General features: G+C 35.8%; 20 protein-coding genes. 11 read left to right on the top strand and 9 right to left on the bottom strand.

What is annotated here, in order from left to right:
* Positions 1–203 precede the first annotated feature (203 nt).
* Positions 204–623: a MauE/DoxX family redox-associated membrane protein gene (locus tag AC106S_RS19615; RefSeq protein WP_482441365.1), complete on the bottom strand. Its 420-nt coding sequence runs from the start codon at positions 621–623 to the stop codon at positions 204–206.
* A gap of 1,000 nt (positions 624–1,623) precedes the next feature.
* Here AC106S_RS19615 and AC106S_RS19610 point away from each other — a divergent pair.
* The 3 genes from AC106S_RS19610 (at position 1,624) to AC106S_RS19600 (ending at position 3,703) form a co-directional block, all read left to right on the top strand.
* Positions 1,624–1,884, top strand: coding sequence for a helix-turn-helix domain-containing protein (locus AC106S_RS19610; RefSeq protein ID WP_482441364.1), 261 nt, complete (start codon positions 1,624–1,626; stop codon positions 1,882–1,884).
* A gap of 25 nt (positions 1,885–1,909) precedes the next feature.
* Positions 1,910–2,227 carry a hypothetical protein gene (locus AC106S_RS19605; protein ID WP_482441363.1) on the top strand — a complete coding sequence of 106 codons (318 nt, stop codon included), beginning with the start codon at positions 1,910–1,912 and terminating at the stop codon, positions 2,225–2,227.
* A gap of 168 nt (positions 2,228–2,395) precedes the next feature.
* A complete protein-coding gene (locus AC106S_RS19600) occupies positions 2,396–3,703 on the top strand; it encodes a restriction endonuclease subunit S (RefSeq protein ID WP_482441362.1) in 1,308 nt (435 codons plus the stop codon).
* Here AC106S_RS19600 and AC106S_RS19595 read toward each other — a convergent pair.
* Positions 3,698–4,246, bottom strand: a complete 549-nt coding sequence (locus tag AC106S_RS19595) for a restriction endonuclease subunit S (protein ID WP_482441361.1) — start codon at positions 4,244–4,246, stop codon at positions 3,698–3,700. The genes AC106S_RS19600 and AC106S_RS19595 overlap by 6 nt on opposite strands.
* Before the next feature lie 39 nt (positions 4,247–4,285).
* On the opposite strand from AC106S_RS19595, the gene AC106S_RS19590 reads away from it, so the two are divergent.
* Positions 4,286–5,089: a tyrosine-type recombinase/integrase gene (locus AC106S_RS19590; protein ID WP_482441360.1), complete on the top strand. Its 804-nt coding sequence runs from the start codon at positions 4,286–4,288 to the stop codon at positions 5,087–5,089.
* Between the two features lie 29 nt (positions 5,090–5,118).
* Here AC106S_RS19590 and AC106S_RS19585 read toward each other — a convergent pair whose 3' ends face one another.
* The 7 genes from AC106S_RS19585 to AC106S_RS19555 form a co-directional block, all read right to left on the bottom strand.
* The gene (locus AC106S_RS19585) at positions 5,119–6,621 is read right to left on the bottom strand and encodes a restriction endonuclease subunit S (protein ID WP_482441359.1); all 1,503 of its coding nucleotides are present in this window, start codon (positions 6,619–6,621) and stop codon (positions 5,119–5,121) included.
* A complete protein-coding gene (locus AC106S_RS19580; protein ID WP_482441358.1) occupies positions 6,621–8,057 on the bottom strand; it encodes a type I restriction-modification system subunit M in 1,437 nt (478 codons plus the stop codon). Before AC106S_RS19580 ends, AC106S_RS19585 begins: the two co-directional genes overlap by 1 nt.
* A 13-nt stretch (positions 8,058–8,070) precedes the next feature.
* A complete protein-coding gene (locus AC106S_RS19575; protein ID WP_482441357.1) occupies positions 8,071–10,764 on the bottom strand; it encodes a type I restriction endonuclease subunit R in 2,694 nt (897 codons plus the stop codon).
* 146 nt (positions 10,765–10,910) lie between these two features.
* Positions 10,911–11,618 (bottom strand): TIR domain-containing protein, encoded by a 708-nt coding sequence (locus AC106S_RS19570; RefSeq protein WP_059155291.1) that lies wholly within the window; start codon positions 11,616–11,618, stop codon positions 10,911–10,913.
* 3 nt (positions 11,619–11,621) lie between these two features.
* Positions 11,622–12,113 carry a TIR domain-containing protein gene (locus AC106S_RS19565; protein WP_482441356.1) on the bottom strand — a complete coding sequence of 164 codons (492 nt, stop codon included), beginning with the start codon at positions 12,111–12,113 and terminating at the stop codon, positions 11,622–11,624.
* 2 nt (positions 12,114–12,115) lie between these two features.
* Positions 12,116–13,576 carry an SIR2 family protein gene (locus tag AC106S_RS19560; protein ID WP_482441355.1) on the bottom strand — a complete coding sequence of 487 codons (1,461 nt, stop codon included), beginning with the start codon at positions 13,574–13,576 and terminating at the stop codon, positions 12,116–12,118.
* 2 nt (positions 13,577–13,578) lie between these two features.
* Positions 13,579–14,121: a toll/interleukin-1 receptor domain-containing protein gene (locus tag AC106S_RS19555; RefSeq protein WP_482441354.1), complete on the bottom strand. Its 543-nt coding sequence runs from the start codon at positions 14,119–14,121 to the stop codon at positions 13,579–13,581.
* 1,144 nt (positions 14,122–15,265) lie between these two features.
* Between AC106S_RS19555 and AC106S_RS19550 the strand changes: the two genes are divergently transcribed.
* The 7 genes from AC106S_RS19550 to AC106S_RS19520 all read left to right on the top strand — a co-directional run bounded on the left by AC106S_RS19550 (position 15,266) and on the right by AC106S_RS19520 (position 21,047).
* Complete coding sequence (locus AC106S_RS19550; protein ID WP_482441353.1) at positions 15,266–15,862, top strand: TetR/AcrR family transcriptional regulator; 597 nt, start codon at positions 15,266–15,268, stop codon at positions 15,860–15,862.
* A gap of 61 nt (positions 15,863–15,923) precedes the next feature.
* Positions 15,924–17,327, top strand: a complete 1,404-nt coding sequence (lpdA, locus tag AC106S_RS19545; protein WP_482441352.1) for a dihydrolipoyl dehydrogenase — start codon at positions 15,924–15,926, stop codon at positions 17,325–17,327.
* Between the two features lie 23 nt (positions 17,328–17,350).
* A complete protein-coding gene (locus tag AC106S_RS19540; protein ID WP_482441351.1) occupies positions 17,351–17,800 on the top strand; it encodes a GNAT family N-acetyltransferase in 450 nt (149 codons plus the stop codon).
* Positions 17,801–17,933: 133 nt separating this feature from the next.
* Entirely contained in the window at positions 17,934–18,401 is a 468-nt protein-coding gene (locus tag AC106S_RS19535) for a VOC family protein (RefSeq protein WP_482441350.1), read from the top strand.
* On the top strand, positions 18,398–19,204 hold the full coding sequence (locus AC106S_RS19530; protein ID WP_482441349.1) for a class I SAM-dependent methyltransferase: 807 nt from the start codon (positions 18,398–18,400) through the stop codon (positions 19,202–19,204). Before AC106S_RS19535 ends, AC106S_RS19530 begins: the two co-directional genes overlap by 4 nt.
* A gap of 282 nt (positions 19,205–19,486) precedes the next feature.
* Positions 19,487–19,882 carry a hypothetical protein gene (locus AC106S_RS19525; protein ID WP_482441348.1) on the top strand — a complete coding sequence of 132 codons (396 nt, stop codon included), beginning with the start codon at positions 19,487–19,489 and terminating at the stop codon, positions 19,880–19,882.
* 313 nt (positions 19,883–20,195) lie between these two features.
* Positions 20,196–21,047, top strand: coding sequence for an alpha/beta fold hydrolase (locus AC106S_RS19520; protein ID WP_482441347.1), 852 nt, complete (start codon positions 20,196–20,198; stop codon positions 21,045–21,047).
* The last annotated feature ends 219 nt before the right edge of the window (positions 21,048–21,266 follow it).

The following is a 21,266-nucleotide window of genomic DNA, read 5'->3' as shown; positions in this document are numbered from 1 at the left end:
AGTCATTTAATTATACCCATAGATTAACGAATCTTGTCGTACCAAAATATCCTATTCTACATATTCTCAAACAAATTGTTGTTAATAAAATCATTTTAGAATTTCGGATCGTTAAACAGCTTTCGGCTGTCTAATTTTAAGGTTAAACATTAATTACAAATTCAGTCACGATCGATCATCCGTAAATAATTACGGTAACATACTTATTCAGCTGGTCTGCTGTATTTTAGATTTAAACCTAAAGCGATAATAGAAAGAATGACACAGCCTATATTGAAATACAGATGCTGGCTCCAGCTCATTTTCTCCAATATTCCTCCGCAGGAACAAGGTAGATTTTTACTTGTACTTAATAGCATAGCAATATATCCTGTGAAGATGAGCATCAAAATGAAACTACCGATAAGTCCTATGGTTCTGGTTTTCCGGTAGCATAACAATCCTGTAACAAGAAATTCAACAATGATTATCGTGTAAGGCAGGAATTGTGATAATTTATTCAACAAAGGTGATGCTGAAATCTGCACTTGGAAATTATCAAAATCCAATACCTTACTGACGGCTGCATAGCAGAATAACAGAATGATAATTCCAGTCGTTATAAATACAAAAATTTTTTTCATGATTTGGGATTAAAGTTTAATAATCCCGGCCGGAAATTTTTAAGAATTCTTTCGACGAATTTAGAAAAGTAGATACTTTGATGCAAGAGAATGATGGTACGATTTATAAATCGTACCAGGTATAATTTATAAATCGTACCACTTGAGTTATTTTACAAAAAAATTAAATATCAACTAGTTATATTGTAATCTATAGTAGTTTGTGCAATTTTATTTTTTGTTCACTTTACCAATTAATTTTGATGAAAAATAATAGGAAAAACGAACAGTTTATTGGGGGAGTATTTGAAAATCGCAAAAAAATATTCCAAGAAAAAAGTGTTTTTATCAATTCTAATTTTCAAACTTTAATTGAAATCGATTTGCCGGCTATCTGTGTTAAAGGAAACAACTTATTCTAAAAACTATACACGGTTTCAACTTGTGAGTAAATGAATACAAGCTTTCAGCTTAGCTGGGTAAAATAACTACAAACTTTCGATTTAGATGAGTAAAATAACTACACTCAATTTCTGAATGTGGGTAAAATGAATACAAGCTTTTTATTTGGGTGCGTAAAATAGCTACACGCAATTTCAAAACGTGGGTAAAATAGATACAAGATGGAAAATCTTATATTTATGTATTTTTTCCTTTCAAAGCAATACACAATGAAAATCGCACATCATTAACAAATCAGTTATTTATAAGTAGTTTTCAGAACTCTAAAAAATCTCTCTTTTTTATAGCAAGATGTGTCTTTGTATATACAAACTTTTCAAGTTGTACATCCAAAAACGCTCTTGCCTTTTTTGCAAAAAGGGGAAAAGACTACGGAACTCGTCTTTTTTTCTAAAATCAGTTATAATAGTCCAAATTATTCTTCTTTAATCTCCAAAGATTACAAAGCAATCTAGATTATTCTTTTATAGCCTAAGTCCCTTTATCACTATTGTTTTCAAGCTTTTGATGTTCCAAATTTGTAGAAGAAAATTTAGTCAAAAACAAAAATGAAGTAGTTATGATCGTAAACCTAATTACCAAAGAAGACCTTCAGGAATTTAAAACCGAATTATTGGAAGACATACAAAACCTGTTTCAAATAAAAATTTCCCAGCAGAAATTATGGCTTCGTTCGTCAGAGGTTAAAGCACTTCTGAAAATCTCTTCAGGAACATTGCAAAATCTCCGAATCAATGGAACCTTATCTTATACCCGTGTCGGTGGGACACTATATTACAATTATAAAGACATTGAAGAAATGCTAAAAAATAAGCAATGATATTTCGAAGCACCGAAACTAAATTATGAATTATATCAAACATCTCACAGCTTTCTATGAAAAGGTGGCTCAGGATAATACGCTCAACCCATCACACATTAGCCTCTATGTAGCCTTATTCCAGTTCTGGAATTTCAGCCGTTTCCGAAATCCGGTCAGTATTTCCCGCGATGAAGTGATGCGTATTAGTAAAATCCGATCAAAAGCCACCTACCATAAATGCCTGAAGAATCTGCATTCTTTGGGCTATATTGATTATCAGCCGTCGTATAACCCGTTTCAGGGAAGCCAGGTTTTTATGTTGGATTTTGCTGGGGAGTTGAAACCAGTTTCTAAAGCTTGACATGTTTTTGTCATAATGAGTTTTTTATATTAATCTAATAAACCGAAGAAGCTTTTTTACCCTCAAAGTTCAACTGACGGAACCTACTGTTTTCGTCAAGCAATATAATATCATAACCACTTTTTTCATTCCGATAAATCATATTACGAGAAGTTCGCAGACGGAACCGTGAAATGTGTTGATGAGGAGATACCTTTTGAGATACCGGAGAGTTGGGAGTGGTGTAGGTTGGGAAGTGTTGCTTTTTACAAAAAAGGACCTTTTGGAAGCAGTATCACAAAATCTATGTTTATCCCTGAATCAGAAAATGCGATAAAAGTTTATGAGCAAAAAAATGCAATATATAAAAATGCTGAAATAGGAAGTTATTACATTTCGGAAGAGAAGTTTGATGAACTTAAAGGCTTTCAAGTTTATCCCAATGATATTATTGTAAGTTGTGCTGGTACAATTGGAGAAACCTATGTTATGCCTGCAGAAATAAAAAAAGGTATAATAAACCAAGCTCTAATGAGAATCAAGCTATTTAACAATGAAATTTTAGATTTTTATTTAATGTATTTTGATTTTGTGTTGAAAAATCAAGCAAATGAACAAGGAAAAGGAACGGCGATAAAGAATATTCCACCTTTTAATATTTTAAAGAACTTCTTACTTCCGCTTCCTCCGCTTAGCGAACAATATCGCATCCGTGATTTTATCCAAGACATAAATGAAAAAGTTGATTGTATAGATAATGATAAAAATATCGTATCAGCTCTTATTATACAAACCAAATCAAAAATCCTAGACCTCGCCATCCGAGGCAAACTTGTTCCTCAGGATCCAAACGATGAGCCGGCATCCGTACTGCTTGAACGCATAAAATCGGAGCATCCTGAAAGCAAAAAGAAGACTAAAAAGACTGGGGATAACTCACATTATCAGAACTTGCCCTTTGAGATACCTGAAAACTGGAGTTGGTGCAGGTTAGTAGATATTTGTTCCATCATAACCGATGGGACACATCAAACACCAACGTATTCTGATGAAGGTTACATTTTTCTTTCATCAAAAAATGTAACCTCAGGTAAAATTGATTGGGAAAATGTAATGTACATTCCAGAGTTTCTTCACAAACAATTATATGCACGATTGGCTCCTCAGAAAGGCGATATTCTACTTGCTAAAAATGGGACAACAGGTTTTTCAGCAGTTGTTGATTGTGATTACGTTTTTGACATATATGTTAGTTTGGCATTACTTCGTACTTTCCAAAATAAAATCAACCCATACTATTTGCGACATATTATGTCATCTTTATTTGTTCAAGAGCAATTCAAAGCAAACCTTAAAGGTATAGGTGTTCCAAATTTACATTTAGAAAATATTCGTAATACCTATGTTCCTATCTGTTCTTTAAAAGAACAGAACGAAATTGTTTCAAAGATTGACCAACTTTTTGAGGTACTAGATAACATGACAGCAGAATTATAATTCTGCTTTTATGTTATCTAATCTTTGAAATAAGTTTTCGACGGCTTGGACTATTCGAATTTGTTCTTGACTTGGAGGTAATAGAATAGGAAAATTAGTAATTTTCTCTTTTGAAATATTGGGTTGTGCCCCGCCTTCTGCCTTCATTTGCAAAATTTTCTTCTTACCCATCAAAAGATAAAAAAGAAATTTATTATAAATACCTGAATATGTAATGCAGGTACAACAAGCTTGATTTGTAGCAGCTGGTATATTTAGAATACCAATTTTTCCAATAGTTGCGCCATACATTGCAATTAATACGCTATCTTTTGGATTTAATCTAACTGAGCATTCTTTAAGAGCCAAGTCGGTAATATTTTCCGGTATATAATCAATATAGCTATCATTTAGGTCGCCAGTTTTCAGCCAACTAACCGTTCCGTTTTCATAATACATTTTATTTGAACGGTTTGGAGTTGCTCCGGAAGACCAAGAACCGATACTTTCTAAGGTGCATTCTATCCATCCTTGAGGCAAGTTCTGATAATGTGAGATAGCCAAGATAAATTTGTTGTCTTATTTTAAAAAATTAATAGAATAATGGTAACAGACTTTAAAAAATCACTAAGTAAAAATGACTTGGCAGAAAACACAATTACATCGTATGTATGGACAGTAAATCACTTTCTTACTCAATATGGGGCAGTAAACAAAGAAAACCTTTTGGCCTACAAAGGATTTCTAATCGAACATTTTAAACCACAAACAGTGAATCTGCGTTTGCAAGCAATTAACAAGTATTTAGAATTTATCAAAAAAGATAGGCTGAAGCTCAAATTTGTTAAGGTTCAGCAGAAAAATTTTCTAGAAAATGTCATTAGTGACGCAGATTACAAGTTTTTCAAAACAAAGTTAAAAGCAGACGGAAACATTGAATGGTATTTTGTCGTTTGGTTTTTAACAGCAACCGGAGCTCGGGTCAGTGAATTGTTGCAGATAAAAGCAGAACACGTTCAAATAGGACATCTTGATATGTACACAAAAGGAGGGAAAATCCGACGTTTATATATTCCTAAAAATCTTCGTGCAGAAGCTATCAAATGGTTAGAAACAAAAAGTATAAAATCCGGATATATATTTCTTAATCGTTTTGGAGAAAGAATTACAACCCGTGGAATATCTCAACAGTTGAAACATTTTGCTTCAAAATATGGCTTAAATGTGAATGTAGTATATCCACATTCTTTTCGCCATCGATTTGCCAAAAACTTTTTAGATAGATTTAATGACATAGCACTGCTTGCCGACCTTATGGGACACGAAAGCATAGAAACGACCCGAATTTATCTTCGCCGTACTGCAAGTGAGCAACAAGCAATTGTTGATAAAATAGTGAATTGGTAAAGATTGAAAATTATAGCGTAGGCAGATGCTTACGCTATAATTGAATTTATTATTTTATCAATTGAAGCAAAAATTTCTTCAATTTTTTGGACAATTCGTTTTTGTTCTGATAGTGGGGGTAAAGGGAAAGGAATAGTATTTAAAGATGATTTTGTGAGATGTTTAATAGTAATTCCCTTGCTGTAATTGTCGAGGAAACATATATCATTATAATGCCATAAAAAATACATATACAAATAAGAATCAATTTTACAATGGAAACGTACTCGATGTATCGCATTTTGATATAGTATGCTGTTCTCTCTATCCCATACTGCACATCGCCCAACTTCCCCTCCTTCGCAAACAAGTAAATCTCCCTTCTCTATTGAGTAACGATAGATTTCAATATCTTCAAATTTCATTTCTTTCAAGTCATCCAAGTTAACTTCTCCCCACCTGACATTTACGCTACGGAGATAAGGATAATACTTTCCCTGATTTTTAGTTTTATCCAATGTTTTGCCTAAATCATTAGTTGAAATATCTTCAAAATAGCACCATTCCCAAGATTTTGGAATTTCAAAGGGATAATGTGAGTTATCCCCAGTCTTTTTAGTCTTCTTTTTGCTTTCGGGATGCTCCGATTTTATGCGTTCAAGCAGTACGGATGCCGGCTCATCGTTTGGATCCTGAGGAACAAGTTTGCCTCGGATGGCGAGGTCTAGGATTTTTGATTTTGTTTTTTGTATATAAGAAGATAATTGACTCTCATCATTCCCAATGCCATCAACAATCAAAAATAATTTTGATATACTTGAGAGAATTTTAGATATTTCTTCTAGGGGTGGAAGTGCAATAAGATAATCTCCGATAATATTTTTTCCGACACGTTGCTGTCCTACGGCTCCAGAAAAATTTGCTATCCCATTTGAAATGAAATTTTCCGTCTTTGATACGTACAAGGCATATTCTGCAATAATAGGAAAAATAATGGGGCGAAATACGTGTAATTCTGTAGTTCCTGCACCATAATTATTATACAAGTTTTTAAATACTACAGATTTTCTATTTTCAAAACAAGGTGTAATTTTAGCTATACCCAGATCATTGTTTTGAAAATGTGTAAATCCTAATCTTATGTCTCTCCATTGTCGCCTGTCAAATTTAGCTTCATTTGCATATCCATCCTTTATATAGGCCATAGGTACAAAAGAAACTTCAACATCTTCTTCTATTGTGTTTTTGGGATTAATTTGGAAAAGATTTTTCCATCTACACCACTCCCAACTCTCCGGTATCTCAAAAGGTATCTCCTCATCAACACATTTCACGGTTCCGTCTGCGAACTTCTCGTAATATGATTTATCGGAACGGTAAATGTATGATTCGTTCTTATTTCGCTTAATCTTTTTTTCTTTGATTAACTGTTCTTTTTCTGCACGTATTTTTTCGATAAGCACAGAAGCTGGCTCATCACTTGGGTCTTGCGGCACTAATTTTCCACGGATTGCTAAATCGAGGATTTTTTGTCTTAATTTCTTCGTATCCATTATTCCTCTATTTTGCCGATTATTTCTTTTAATGAAGTTACAGCTCTTGATATATTGGAACTTTTCTCTTCAATTTGTGACAACAATTCGGCAAGCGACATATCTACAGTCTCTTCTCCTGTTTTAATCCAGGTTATATCCAGGCTAGTTTTGTCTCTTCCTAATAATTCTGCCGAAGTATATTTCCGCCAGCGACCGGACGGATTTTCTTTGGAATAAGTTTCTATCCTGCTGTTAATATTTTCAGCATTGTAGCATTTTATAAAATCATCTAAATGCTGACGACGCATTGGATTGGTTGCCAAAGTATGTTTTACATTGGTACGGTAATCATAATACCACGTTTCGTTGGTTTTATTTCCTTTTGAAAAAAACAATACGTTTGCTTTGACACCATTGGCATAAAAAATACCTGTAGGTAAGCGAAGAATAGTATGAAGATTAAATTCTGTAAGTAATTTTTTACGAATCGTTTCCCCGGCACCACCTTCAAACAATACGTTATCTGGCAATACCACCGCTGCTCTTCCGCCATTTTTGAGCATCAGCATAATTTGTTGCATAAAATTCAGCTGGTTATTGCTTGTGGAAACATACAAATCGGTACGCATAGCAGCAATATCTGTAGAACCAGCAGGTCTATTCCCGAACGGAGGATTAGCAAGTACTACATCTACCAATGTATCCGGTTCTCTTTCTAATGAATCACAGCATTCTATCGGGCTGCGTTCCGTGCCGATTCCGTGCAGATACAAATTCATTGAAGCGAGGGTAACAACGAGAGGTGTATTATCGTTACCGTGCAATGCTTTATCCCTCAGGAATGCCCGTTTTTCTTTATCTTGCGACTGCTCTTTCATATAATCGTAAGCAGTAAGAAGAAAACCGCCTGTACCACAAGCCGGGTCGCAGACTGTTTCTCCAATTTGCGGACGGGTAACTTCCACCATAGTATTAATTAGTGGTCGTGGAGTAAAGTATTGCCCAGCCCCACTTTTCTTATCTTGTCCGTTTTTCTCAAGAATACTTTCATAAATCGCACCTTTAACATCCCCATCCATCGACAACCAGTTTTCTTCATCAATAAGTGTAATGACTTTTTTGAGATATACTGGTTTATCAATTTTATTTTGGGCTTTTGTATAAATTGTTCCTATGAGGTTGTCTTCCTGGCTCAACAATTTTAAGGTTTTCTCGTAATGGTCGATTAAATCAAGTCCATCCAGTTCAGTTAAATCATTCCAGCGGTAACCGTCTGGAATAGCGGATTCCTCTCCGAAAATTTCAACATTTTCGTTGTCCATCTTAAGAAATAAAAGATAAGTTAACTGTGTAATATAATCGGTGAAGCCAACACCTTGTGAAGAAAGAATGGTAGCTAAATTCCAGACTTTTTTTGTAAGCGACTGTTCAGTCGCAACTGTTTTTTTTGCCATTAATAATTTTATTTTAAGCAGCTTTTAGTATAAATTGTGAAAGTGAGATGATGGCAGTATTTACAGAATCTGCAGTGCCAAAATCTCTTACCATTTGAGCAACCAAAGGTTTGTCTTCCTCTTTAATGTCGTTAAAATTGCAACTTCCATTGGCTACAATATAATTAACAACGTTGCGGATAATCTCTTTTTGAGTGTCCGTCAACGGTCGTTGGTTTTGTCCGCACCAAAGCTCAAAGCGACTTGCAGCCATTGATGATAAAGAACGTAGGTCAGGACTTTGTTTGAAAGCAAAACGTACTAACTGAATAATATTGGTTAGCGCATCTTTTTCATCTTTTGAGCGAAAAGAGACAACGTGAGTCGGGTCCAGGACAGAATAGGTATTCCATAACAGGATAGGATTGAATTTGTTGCTGGCTTGCATTAGTTTTTCTCGTAGCTCCTTCAACATTTTATAAGTAATCGGCTCATTGGTATTATTGTAAATGATACGTAACGCTTCAATCTCATCTTTATGAGAATTGACATAATCTTCAAATGCTTGTGTGGTGTTCTGAGCTTCTTCAATGGAAAATCCTTTCTCAATTAAATTATCTTCTCCCGGTTGCAAAATGGATATAAATCCTGCATTAAGTTCTAACAGATATTGTCTTGCTTTCGGATTATGCGTAAGAGGACGAACAAGACCTTTTCGAGCAAGATTAGGATTATTAACCTCAATAAAAGGTTCTAATATTCCTTCTTCTAAAGCATTAAATATTTGTACTGCCAAATATTTTATCTCGATTCTTGCTAAATCTGTGAATTTTTGGCGTTGTTTATCATCTGATTTAATATTGATTCGTGATAAACGACTTGCCAAGAGTCTTAAATTATCATCCGACAAATCTCCGTGCGTAATACGCTCTAATAATATTCTTAAAGACATATTGGGCGGCGGTATATCTGCACCAGGACGAGTAACCTGCATTTCGTGTTCTGTTACTCCGACTGCATCTACCAAAAAGAAAAGGTCTTTACTGACTGCGTTGGGAGTTACATTGCGAAGTTGTTCGTCTCCAATGGTTCTTACACCACGACCTTTCATCTGTGTATAAAGTGCATCCGATTCTACATCCCGCATAAACATAACAACTTCCAACGGTTTCACATCCGTTCCTGTTGCCACTAATGTCACGGTAACAGCAATGCGGAAATCTTTGTCATTTCTAAAACTTCTTATCAACTGATTGCTGTCTCCTGCAGAATAGGTGATTTTTTGAATAAAATTTTCAGATTGGTTAGGAAATACTTCTTTCGCAATTCGGACTATATTGGTTGCGTGAGCATCATTTAAAGCAAAAATCAAAGTTTTAGGAATATACTCTAATTGAGGTTCTCTATCTGGATACAGCTCGTTATATATAGAATCACGATAAGTTTCTAAAATAAGTTTGATTTGCGAAGGATTGACAATACTGCGATTGAGTTCTGTAGAAGTATATGTTTTCTCTTCTGAAGTTCTTATATCTTCTACCTTACCGGAATATTTTGTTATTTGTGTTATATTTTCTCCTTCTTTTACAGCTCCTCCATTTTCCGTAGCCTGAGTTTTAATACGGAACACACGATAATCAACATTAATTCCGTCAGCAATAGATTTTTCAAGGGTATAATTTACTATACGGTTACTATTAAAAAACGCTAAAGTTTCGGGAGCTGGTGTAGCGGTAAGACCAACCATTTTTGCTGATTTAAAATATTCCAAGACTTTTCGCCAGTTGCCATAAATGGAGCGGTGGCACTCATCAATAATGATTAAATCAAAAAAGTCAGGAGGAAGATTTAAGTTTGCTCCTAATTGTATCTCTTTTCCATCTTCATTATATGATTCGTCATCCTCGTTATCATTTAATTCCTGCCCTGTAAGCAGCGCAAAAAGTCTTTGAATGGTTGAAATAACGACATTCGCATCTTTGGGGATTTTAGCAGATTTTAATCGCTCTGTTGTAAAAATCGTATTGAATGGCTCTCCTGTTTCTGTAAGTCGGAAAGTGCCAAATTCTCCTTCTGCCTGTCGTCCTAAATTGTTTCGGTCAACAAGAAACAAAACCCTCTTAACAGGCGTATAAGAAAGTAGTCTGTAAGCGGCCATACAAGCCGTAAAAGTTTTTCCTGCCCCCGTTGCAAGTACCATTAACGCACGAGATTGGCCTAATCTGAAACTAGATTCCAATTCAGTAATTGCTTCATATTGGCAATCCCTTAGTCCCTTCTTTTGCAGAGAAGGTAAACCGGAATACTCGTCTTCTATTCCAAGCATTTTCACAATCTCTCTTGGTGAATGTATACGAGGCACTGTCAAATAATCTTCATCAAGATTATTAATATTTCTAAATAATATTTCCTTACCGTTTGATAAATAAATGATGGGCAACGGTTCATACCAGTAAGAACACCAATTTGGTAATCGTCGAACATATCTTTCAGCTTGCTCCATTACAACATTGGATAGCCGATATTCTTCCTTTTTTGCTTCAAGAATACCTATCGCCTTGCCATTAATAAACAGAAGATAATCAGCTTCAAGGCTTCCTTTTAAAATCCCTTCTTCAATAGCCACAGCAGAGATATTGGGTGAGTAATGGTCTCTATTGACAATTTCCCACCCAGATTCATTAAGCATTCGATTGATGATTTCTCTAGCTTTTTGTTCTGGTGTCATTTTATTTACTTCTATATAATTTATATTATCAGAAGTTAATAACAAAAATAGTTAATTTCATTTGATATCTCATTATGCATTATTGGAATGCTATAAAGAAGAGCTATATCTGATAATTTTTTTGTGTAGAGTTTGGAATTGGTTGTTTATTTTATTGTTTTTACAATGTCATATTCATTGATATTGGCTCTTATGGTTAATGCAATATCAATATATTTACCTGGATTAACAATAAAATCACTCCATTTAACAGAATGAATAAAGGATGAATAACCTTTATATGGTCTACTACCAATATGATTAGCACAATCTGTATAGACAGGATTTTTTACATTGAACATATTATCTCTAAGGATTTGAAACAAAGAATCAGTTTTCAATGTTCTGCAATTACAATATAAACAAGAGTTTTCTTCAATAAAATAATTATAGCTTCCCCACTGGTCGGGTAATACAACTGCTAAGACTGCATTTGTTTTGCTCCTTCCTCCCTGTCTTGATTGTTCTTTCAAAGAATATGAAATTTCCCAAGGAATCCATTGGTCTTTTTCACTAGAGAAATTCTCTTTCATACCTTTAGAAACAAGAACAATTGTAATTGAACTATAAAATATTTTATCTCCTAACTTTGAGGCAATTGTAGTATCCTCAAGCGCAACCATACTTTCCCCATCATTTTCTCCTTTATAAATATGGTCATCTTCTTCCAAAATTTTCGCAATTTCATCAACATAATGTCTTGCTGTTGTTGCAATTCTTCTTTTTGTACCAAAGAAATCAATAACTTCATACACTCCTAAATCTTGCACTTGGGCGTCTGCATATTTATATGAAACGAATATACTCTTACCCATAATTTAGTAATTGTTTCTGATTTTTATTGCTTCTTCAATCCAGTCTTCAAGATTTTCTTTAATATGGTCATACACATAGGTACTTGTACTGTATGGCGGATTGTAACATTTTACAATTGAAGAAAGGGATTTTCCATCCACACTAAAGCCATCAAATGGATTATTTCCTTGATTAGATTGATTACCACCACTGTCTTTTAGATTATGTACATAAATTCCAAAAATTCCTCGTCCTTCTTCCCAAGCCTTTTTTATTTCATGGTCAATCCATTTTCTTCCTGCTGTTTTTTCTCCAACAAATACAATAACACAAGATTTCCCACTCATATTATCATCAATCCATTTTTCTATTTCTTTGTCACCACCATTCGTTACTTCTTCCCATTTGTTGGAAGTAACCACACCATTTCCTTCAATTTTTCCCATATTTCTTATTTGAGAAGCCCTCCAATTATCGGGTACATAATGGAAACTTGTAAATACTTTTCTTGCCATAATTATAGTTTTTGTAAAATATTGATTGCTTTTATTGTGTTGTTTATTATTTCTTCTTTTGTTAGATTATCTTTTCCGAGTTCTCTTATAGCATTGTATAATTCTGCATTGTCAGGATAATAAACTTGTAATTCACCAGTAACTTTATCCCATAATGATTTGGAAACATATCCAGTTGCTCCTATTGGAATAGGAATAACATTATGTTGCAAACAAATTTCAAATTCTTCTTCCATACCATTTGAATTGACTATATCATCGCCAACTTTTTTGTTGCCGAAAACAAAAACTGCTATGCCCGCTTTTGAAATCATCTCATTTCTATAATCTGTCCATATTTCAGGGATACTTTTAGCTCCAGACTGAATTTGAGGAAAAGGTCTTAAAATTAATAAGTCATCTAAATTTCTGTAATTAGAATTTAATTTAAAATCTAATGCACCATTAATAACAACGCTACCAATTCCTAATCCAAATCCCGAAATAATTTTATACTCTTTTTCAGCCAATTTGTAACTTAGGGAATGAATTAGGTCATTCGCATCTTCTACAGTATAAGGTGAATAATCGTGAGCTGCTCCCGAGATAAAAATATTTTTTCTTTTTATTCTTTTTTCTATCTCGTGCAAAATTGCTGTTATTTCAGAATATTCTTTAACCATTATGGCATGAATACCATACCTAACTAAATCTTCAATTTTTAACTCCTGCTTAATTTTTGCGTACAAATAATCTTCCTTATTTTGTTCAGGTGTTTTTGCTGCATCATTAAAATCGGTTTCTTGCACTTCCTTGAAAAAGCAGTAATGCGTAGGTGTGTTATCTTTTAGCAGAATTTTTATTCTTCCTAAAATGTACTCCAGATTTGGGTCATCGAAGCTGAAGCCTATAAATAAAAAAGTCTTTGATAATAAATCTCCTCTCAAAGCAGTAGAAAACAATTCTTTCTTATCATTATAAGTTTCATAATCATCCTTAGTTAAAACAGCTTCATCAGGCGAGTTTTTATCCCCGTGCATTTTATAGACAATTGCATCTTTTTTCTTGATGTTTCTTGAAAAATCCACATTCCTAATTTTTGTTTCAACTGTTTTACCATTTGCTTCCAAGGTTTTTTCTATAAGCTGGTCGTAATTTGTTGTCCAAAAAGTGTCGATACCAATACGAGACAAAATTTTATGATTTTCGCTACCTGTGGCAAGTGTAGTAAATTCATTGATAATTTTATTGTTGATTTTGCCTCTTTTAAACTTATTGAAATGATATTGTGCTACTGAAATCAAGTCGTGCTCTTTATCAACATCTAATTTTAATTCAACTGCTAAATCTCTCAATAGTTCTTTCCAATTTACAAAACCTAATGTTGCGGAAAAACCTGCACCAGCAAAAATGGCGGCATCACCACTATTTATTTCTATGGCGAAATCATTTATAAATTTCTTCTGTTGCTCTGTGAATTTCATAATTATTTATTTAGCCAATCGTTTAGTGATAATTCTGTTTTATTTGGATAAATTATTTTGAAAGAATCTTTCGTGTACTCACTTTCTTCAATTCTAGGATAAATTTGAAGATACTCATTTCCTTGCCAAGTATGCCTGCTGTCCGCCAAAGGTAAAATGCAAATCTTATCACTTGCTAATTTATAGGTATCACCAATTCCAACTTCCCAGTTACACCATTTGGAAGCTATGGCGTCATTTGTAGCTAATAGTACAAATTTGTCATTCTTTCTAATTTGACCTTTAATATTTTGTGCTGTTATTCCGCTTGTACGTTGCGGCATCGTTTCGTCAGCCCAATCTACATAAATAGAAATGCCTAAATTTTCAAAAAAAGTCTTTGCTTGTGCAATTAGCTCCTTATCCTTATGAGAATGTGATAAAAAGACACTTGTTTTTGATGAATATTCAGAGAATGTTCTGCTTTCATTCAAGGTCGTATATCCCTTATTCCTAGCCTTATTGTAGGCGATTGCCTGAAATTCTTGTTTAGTAAAAATGGCCATATGTTTTATTTTTGTTTTCTTGTTATTATTTTATTCAATCCTCTAATTCTGATTTTTAGTGTCATAAGTGGAATTGATTAGCCAAAATAGTAAAAAAGGCATATATTATTTCATTTTTATATTTATAATCTGTAAAATTAGATTTTTAATGGGAAAAAAATTTACGGTTTTCCGTAAGATCCAACGTAATGCCACCATTGGTGGTTATGAACCCAATGAATTTAGGTAACGATATACTTAAATCTACCAGACGTTTACTTGCATAACAATTTTTAGATATAATTATATAAAACAATAAATTGTGGTATTAGAGAATATTGTTACCAATACAAAATAAAAAAACAGAAAACAAAAATAATTCGCTTTCTAGTCCAAAAGCTAAATTCTGTCAAGGTCAAGCCCTCTGGATTTTCAGAAAAACTTTTTACGTATAAAAATCTACGAAAAAACTTTTTCCAAAAAACCTTGACAGAATGCCACGCTCATTTTCAAAAGGCTTTCTTTTTTTCTTTTTTTCCGGTTTTCTCTTTGTTTTCTTTTAGAAATATTTCAACTGATAAATTTCAGGTACAAAGAGAAGGATTAAATTCTTGTTTTAAACTCTAAAAACCTGTTCAAATTTGGCCTTTTTACTTGCAGATTTCAGCAGAAATTTTTACTTTTACTACGTAAAATTTAAATTAGGATTTTACCACTTTTTTGCAAATGTCCTATTTAAGGCCGTTCACAGAGATGCCACAGCGAAAATCTTATCCATAAAGCGATGAGAAATGGGTACAAAATCCCTCACTCTCCGCAAGTACTAAACATAAACCTACTGATAATCAGTGGGTTTTGTTTTTTATTAAAGTTTTCTTTCCCACATTTTTGGATCAAGCGCAAAAGTTGTGGACTAAGCAAAAAGTCTGGTTAATCTGAAGAGGAAAAATGCTCTGTCTTTAACCCCCCTAAGCTGCATTCTGAAGTTTTTGATTATATTCTTTCGAAGGTCATCTGTTAACTGATAAGCGATTTTTAAATCCGGATATTCTGAAAAAGAAAATGGCGGCTCAGAAAAAGGGTCGATAAATCTGGATTGCTTAAAAAAAAGACCGATTGTTTTATTTTTTTATTTACCTTTGTCACAGATTAGAATTTCTGCTGCATGAAAACTGCAAAATCCGAAAATACCAAACGCCTGATTATCGAGAAAACTGCAACCGTATTTAATACAAAAGGCTATGCGGGCACATCGATAAATGATTTAATGAACGCCACAGGGCTTTCAAAAGGCTGCATTTATGGTAATTTCGAGAACAAGGACGAGATTGCACTGAGCGTATTTGATCATAACTTCGCCAGGATCACTCAACATATGAAAGAACGCATACTCGCTACGGAACATTCAATAGAACGGTTACTGGTTTATCCACAGACCTATAAGAATTACTTCAGGTATCCTTACCTTCAGGCTGGCTGCCCGATTTTAAACACCGCTACGGAAGCAGATGACACGCATCCCAAACTGAAAGAAAGTGCACAGAAAGCACTGGGCTTCTGGAAAACATCTATTGAAAATCAGATAAAACGGGGCATAGAAAGGAATGAAATCAAGGCAGATACCGATCCAACTGAAATGGCGGTGATCATGATTTCACTGATCGAGGGGGCATTTATGCAGTCAAAGGTCAACAGCCATATGGCAGAGCTTAATATAGCCATGTCCTTTTTAGAAAAACTGATTAAAAGCATTGAAGCATAATTTTTTTGCTTTAAAAAAGACCGATCGGTTTATTTTATGAATATAATTTTAGATCAATACAATGGAAGAATTTGATATTACCGTTATCGGGTCAGGTCCCGGCGGATATGTAGCTGCGATCAGGAGCGCTCAATTAGGTTATAAAACAGCTTTGGTTGAAAAATACAGTACCCTGGGAGGCACCTGTACGAACGTTGGCTGCATTCCTACCAAAGCATTGCTGGACAGCACGCATCATTATGCAGAAGCGGCAAAGAGTTTTAATGCACATGGAATTGAGTTTTCCGGCCTCGGGCTCAATTTTGAACAGCTGTACAACCGAAAAAAAGAGGTAGTGGCAAAAAATACACAGGGTCTTGATTTCTTAATGCGGAAAAACAGGATCAAAGTTATACAGGGCTCGGGATCTTTCCTCAGCAATGAATCCCTGAAAATCTTACATGCCGATCATACAGAAACCGTAATAAAGTCACAGAAATTCATTATTGCTACCGGATCAAAACCCGCCACCATTCCGGGGATTACCATTGATAAAAACAGGATCATAACCTCTACCGAAGCCCTGGCCCTGAAAGAACAGCCTGAAAGCATTGTGATCATCGGCGGAGGTGTAATTGGTGTGGAAATGGCCTCAATCTTCAATAGAACCGGCACGAAAGTAACGATTCTAGAGTATGCAGACACTCTGATTGCCAATATGGACCGCGAACTGGGATTAACATTAGCAAAAATATTAACTAAAGAAGGCATTGAAATACAATGTGGTAAGGCAGTCTACAAAGCCGAAAACCCCGGCAATGCAGCTAAGGTTTATTTCAGAAACAAACAAGGTGAAGAACAGGAACTCACCGCCGACTATCTCCTTGTTGCTGTCGGCAGAAAGCCTTATGTCAATGGGCTGGGGCTGGAAAACACCAATGTGGAATTGAATGCCAACGGTACAATTAAAGTCAATGAACTGCTTCAGACCACTGCCTTAAACATTTTTGCTATTGGAGATGTGATTGGCGGTGCTATGCTGGCCCATAAAGCAGAGGAAGAAGCGGTATTTGTGGTGGAAAGAATCAATGGTCAGAAACCTCATATCAATTATGACCGTATTCCTTCTGTGGTATACACATGGCCGGAAGTTGCTTCCGTAGGGGCTACCGAAGAAGAATTAATAAAACAGGGACAAAAATATACTATTGGTAAATTTCCATTTGCCGTAAATGCCAGAGCAAGGGCGGGTATGGAACCTGACGGTTTTGTAAAGGTGCTTTCCGATCCGAAATATGGAGAACTTTTAGGAGTACACATTATCGGCGCACGGGCGGCGGACCTGATCGCACAGGCAGTTGTAGGCCTGGAATATGAAGTAACAGCAAGCGATATGGCTTCCCTCTGCTATGCCCACCCTACATATTCAGAAGTGCTGAAAGAAGCCTATACCATCGCAGCTGGAAAACCATCTTTGAATATTTAACCATACCATCAATTTTTAGTATTATGCCACAACAAATAAGGCTCGCAACCTTTGACGACTATCCCAGAATAATGGAAATCTGGGAATCTGCGGTACGGGCAACACATGATTTTCTTAAGGAAGAGGATTTGATTCACTTCAAAAAAGCGATCCCTGCGGATTACCTGCCCAACCTTGATGTATTCCTGCTTATTGAAGAAGACGACCCCATCGGATTCTCAGCTGCCTCTGAAGGAAATCTTGAAATGCTTTTTATTCATGACGGCAAACGTGGAAAGGGCTACGGGAAGAAACTATTTTATTTTATGAAGGAGACGCAGGGTGTTATCCGGGTGGATGTGAATGAACAAAACCACCAGGCTGTTGGTTTTTATGAGCAGCTGGGCTTCAGAAAAGCAGGCAGGTCGGAGAAAGACGACTCAGGTAAAAATTATCCCATCATCCACATGCATCTCCGTGATAACGCAACATAACATATTTTACAATTTTTAAGAGCGGAATCCGGATCAGATACATGTTGCCGGACTGCTTAAAATTAACGGTGGCTAAAGACGATATTTAATATCCGGATAAGTCATCCATTTTTACTAATTAAACATATAAAAAATGATCGAAGGACTCTATGAAACCCATATCCAGGTAAAAAACCTGGAAAAAGCGGTGCAGTTTTATACTGAAGTGCTGGGACTCGCATTGGCGCATTATGATGAAACCAGGCCTATTGCCTTTTTGTGGATCGGGGAAAATAAGAAGGCAATGCTTGGTTTGTGGGAGCAGCCGGAAAATTTACAAAAGAGGCATTTTGCTTTCCGCTGTTCCAAAGATTTCATCTTACGGAATGCCAATACCTTTCTGGAAAACAATGGATTACAGGCCTATAATTTTCTTAAGAACGACAGCCGGGCGCCGATGGTTTTTGCCTGGATGCCGGCTCTTGCTCTTTACTTTGACGATCCGGACGGAAACCAATTGGAATTCATCCACATCCTGGAAGGCGAAGGCAGACCGGAACTGGGTGTTTTAAGCTATGAGGACTGGATCAAAATCAATTTAACCTATCAGAATAAATTATGAATATCGAGAATAATTACGTAGACATCAACCGCAAGTCATGGAATGACCGTACAGAAACCCATATCAGATCCGGTTTTTATGATGTGGATGGTTTTTTAAAGGGCAAAAATTCTCTAAAGGATATCGAACTGAATATACTGGGGGATCTTTCCAATACCTCTGTCCTGCATTTACAGTGTCATTTCGGGCAGGACAGCATATCATTAAGCCGTCTGGGAGCCGAGGTAGTGGGTGTTGATCTTTCGGATGTGGCGATTGCACAGGCCCGGGAACTGGCAGAGCTGGCTCACGCCTCTGCATCGTTTATCTGCAGCGATATCTACGACCTGCCCAATCATCTGGACCGTCAGTTTGATATTGTTTTTACGAGCTATGGAACCATCGGCTGGCTTCCTGATCTGGATCGGTGGGCGAAGGTAATTTCAAACTTCCTGAAACCCGGAGGTAGATTTATTTTCGTGGAGTTTCATCCAGTAGTATGGATGTATGATGCCAGGTTTGAAAAAATTGAATACAGGTATTTTAATTCCGGTGCCATTATAGAAACGGAGAAAGGAACCTATGCAGATAAAGAGGCAGAAATTGAAGTAAAAACAATTGGCTGGAACCACAGCTTGGGCGAGGTAATCGGCAGCCTGATACAAAACGGCCTCTGCATAACCTCTTTTGAAGAGTTTGACTATTCACCGTACAACAACTTCAATCATTCGGTAGAATCTGAGCCCGGTAAGTTCAGAATTGCTCATCTGGAAGATAAAATCCCGATGGTTTACGCATTGTCGGCAATAAAAAACAACAGATGACAACACTGATTAATTATTATGTAAGATGATATGATGAAGAAGCTGTTTTTTTTATATGTATTGTTTTTTTCATGGAATATCAATGCTCAGAAGTCTTCCGGAAAGGAATACGTATTTTTTTTGCATAATAAGTTTTTGGAGGAGCACAGGCTGGATGAACTGCACCCTAAATACGGATTAGCCGCCTTTACAACAATCTTACATAAACTTCAGGAGAAAAATACCCTGATATTATCGGAAAAGAGAAAGCCTGATACGGACCCTGCCGTGTATGCAAAAAAAATGGTCTTTAAAATTGACAGCTTACATGGCCACGGAGTTCCTTATGATCATATTTCAATTGTCGGGACTTCGCAGGGTGGCTATATCGCACAATATATTTCATATTATGCTAAAAATCCGGATTTGAAATTTGTTTTCATTGGCGCAAGCTTTAAAAATGATTCGATGAATAAAGATCGGGAGCTCAAACTTTACGGGAAGGTTTTATCAATTAATGAAAAAACAGATGCCGGCGCAGAGTTATTATCAAGGCAACTTAGATTTAAAAATTCCGGTTTAAAATCTTTTAAAGAAATTACCCTTAACACAGGTTTGGAGCATGGTTTCCTGTTCAGGGCTTTAGATGAGTGGATAATCCCCACCAGGGAATGGATACAACAAAGAAAAATACGCTAATCAGCAAGGCAACATTTATGTAGGATTGCCTTGCGAATTAGCAAACACAGTCATTGTAACTGCCCATTCGCCGCTCATTCACAGGAAAATAAAACTTTTCGTAGAATTGAAAATCAATTTTTACAGACCGGTTTTCAATAATCTACTTACGGCAAAAGCATCACTCTTGCATAGTGAAAAAACTTAGCCGGTATCCATGCGAAAAATATTGTATTGATGCCAGAAAAGCCGCTATGGTAACCAGTATAGTCATGACCTTAAGAGCCGATAAAGCGAAAGGGTGTTAATATAATTCTTATTATACAAAAATATTATGAATAAATCAGTCTATAAAAGCCCTGAAGGGAAAAATAAAATTATCCGTACTTATGAAGATGCGATAAAGAATTCGTCATTGAATTTGAAAACCGGTATGTTGAAAACAACTTATGGGGACACCTATTTTTTGGAGGCCGGCAGTCAGCACCAAGAAGTTTTAATCTTATTGCATGGCGCGTCCTCTAATGCGACATCATGGATATCTGACATTGCCGGATATTCAAAACAATATAAAGTCATAGCGATAGATATTATCGGAGAGGCAGGAAAAAGCGCAGAAACCAGACCTTCTTACCAAACAACAGATTTCGCGGAATGGCTAAAAGAAATTTTCGACATGCTCTATATCAGCAAAGCAAATATAATCGGATTATCGCAAGGAGGCTGGCTGGCGTTACGCTTTGCAATAAGCTATCCTGAAATAGTCAACCGGCTGATTTTACTGACACCTGCAGGAGTGATCCCTACCAAAACCTCATTTATTGTAAAAGCCCTCTTCTACTCTCTTCTGGGAACAGCCGGACGTATCAGGATTAATAGATTGGTGCTGGGAAACCAGCGTGTGGACAGTAAGATCATTGCATTTATGGATTTAATACAAACAAACTTTAATGCGAGGATAGAAAAAGAATATATTTTTTCGGATGATGAACTCAGCCGCTTAACAATGTCTGTCTTACTTATTGGCGGAGATCAAGATGTAATCCGCTCGAATCAGGCGATTGCCGCCAGATTGCAAAATATTGTCAAAAATTTTACCGGAAATATTATTCCGGAAACGGGACATGTTCTGGTTGGATTAGCACCACGAATACTAACTTTTTTAAACAGGACAAAAACGGATTAAATTGCAGTGCTCCCATGAATACGCAAACAAACTGCAATCGCCTCAAGATTCCATTTGGTAATCTATATTCTTTCCGATGGATTTTTTGATATTGGTTCATATCAGTTTTACAGTTCAAAGCCGGATCCGGTAGAGATTCCCGGGAAATCAATACCGGATCAGATAGTATTATCAGCCCGCAACCAGCCCTCATGATGTAATGGGTAAAATACAATTACA

It is taken from the genome of Chryseobacterium sp. FR054, from assembly GCF_056844565.1.
Note: the sequence above shows the minus strand (reverse complement) of the source record. Positions and strands in the feature narration are given on the sequence as shown.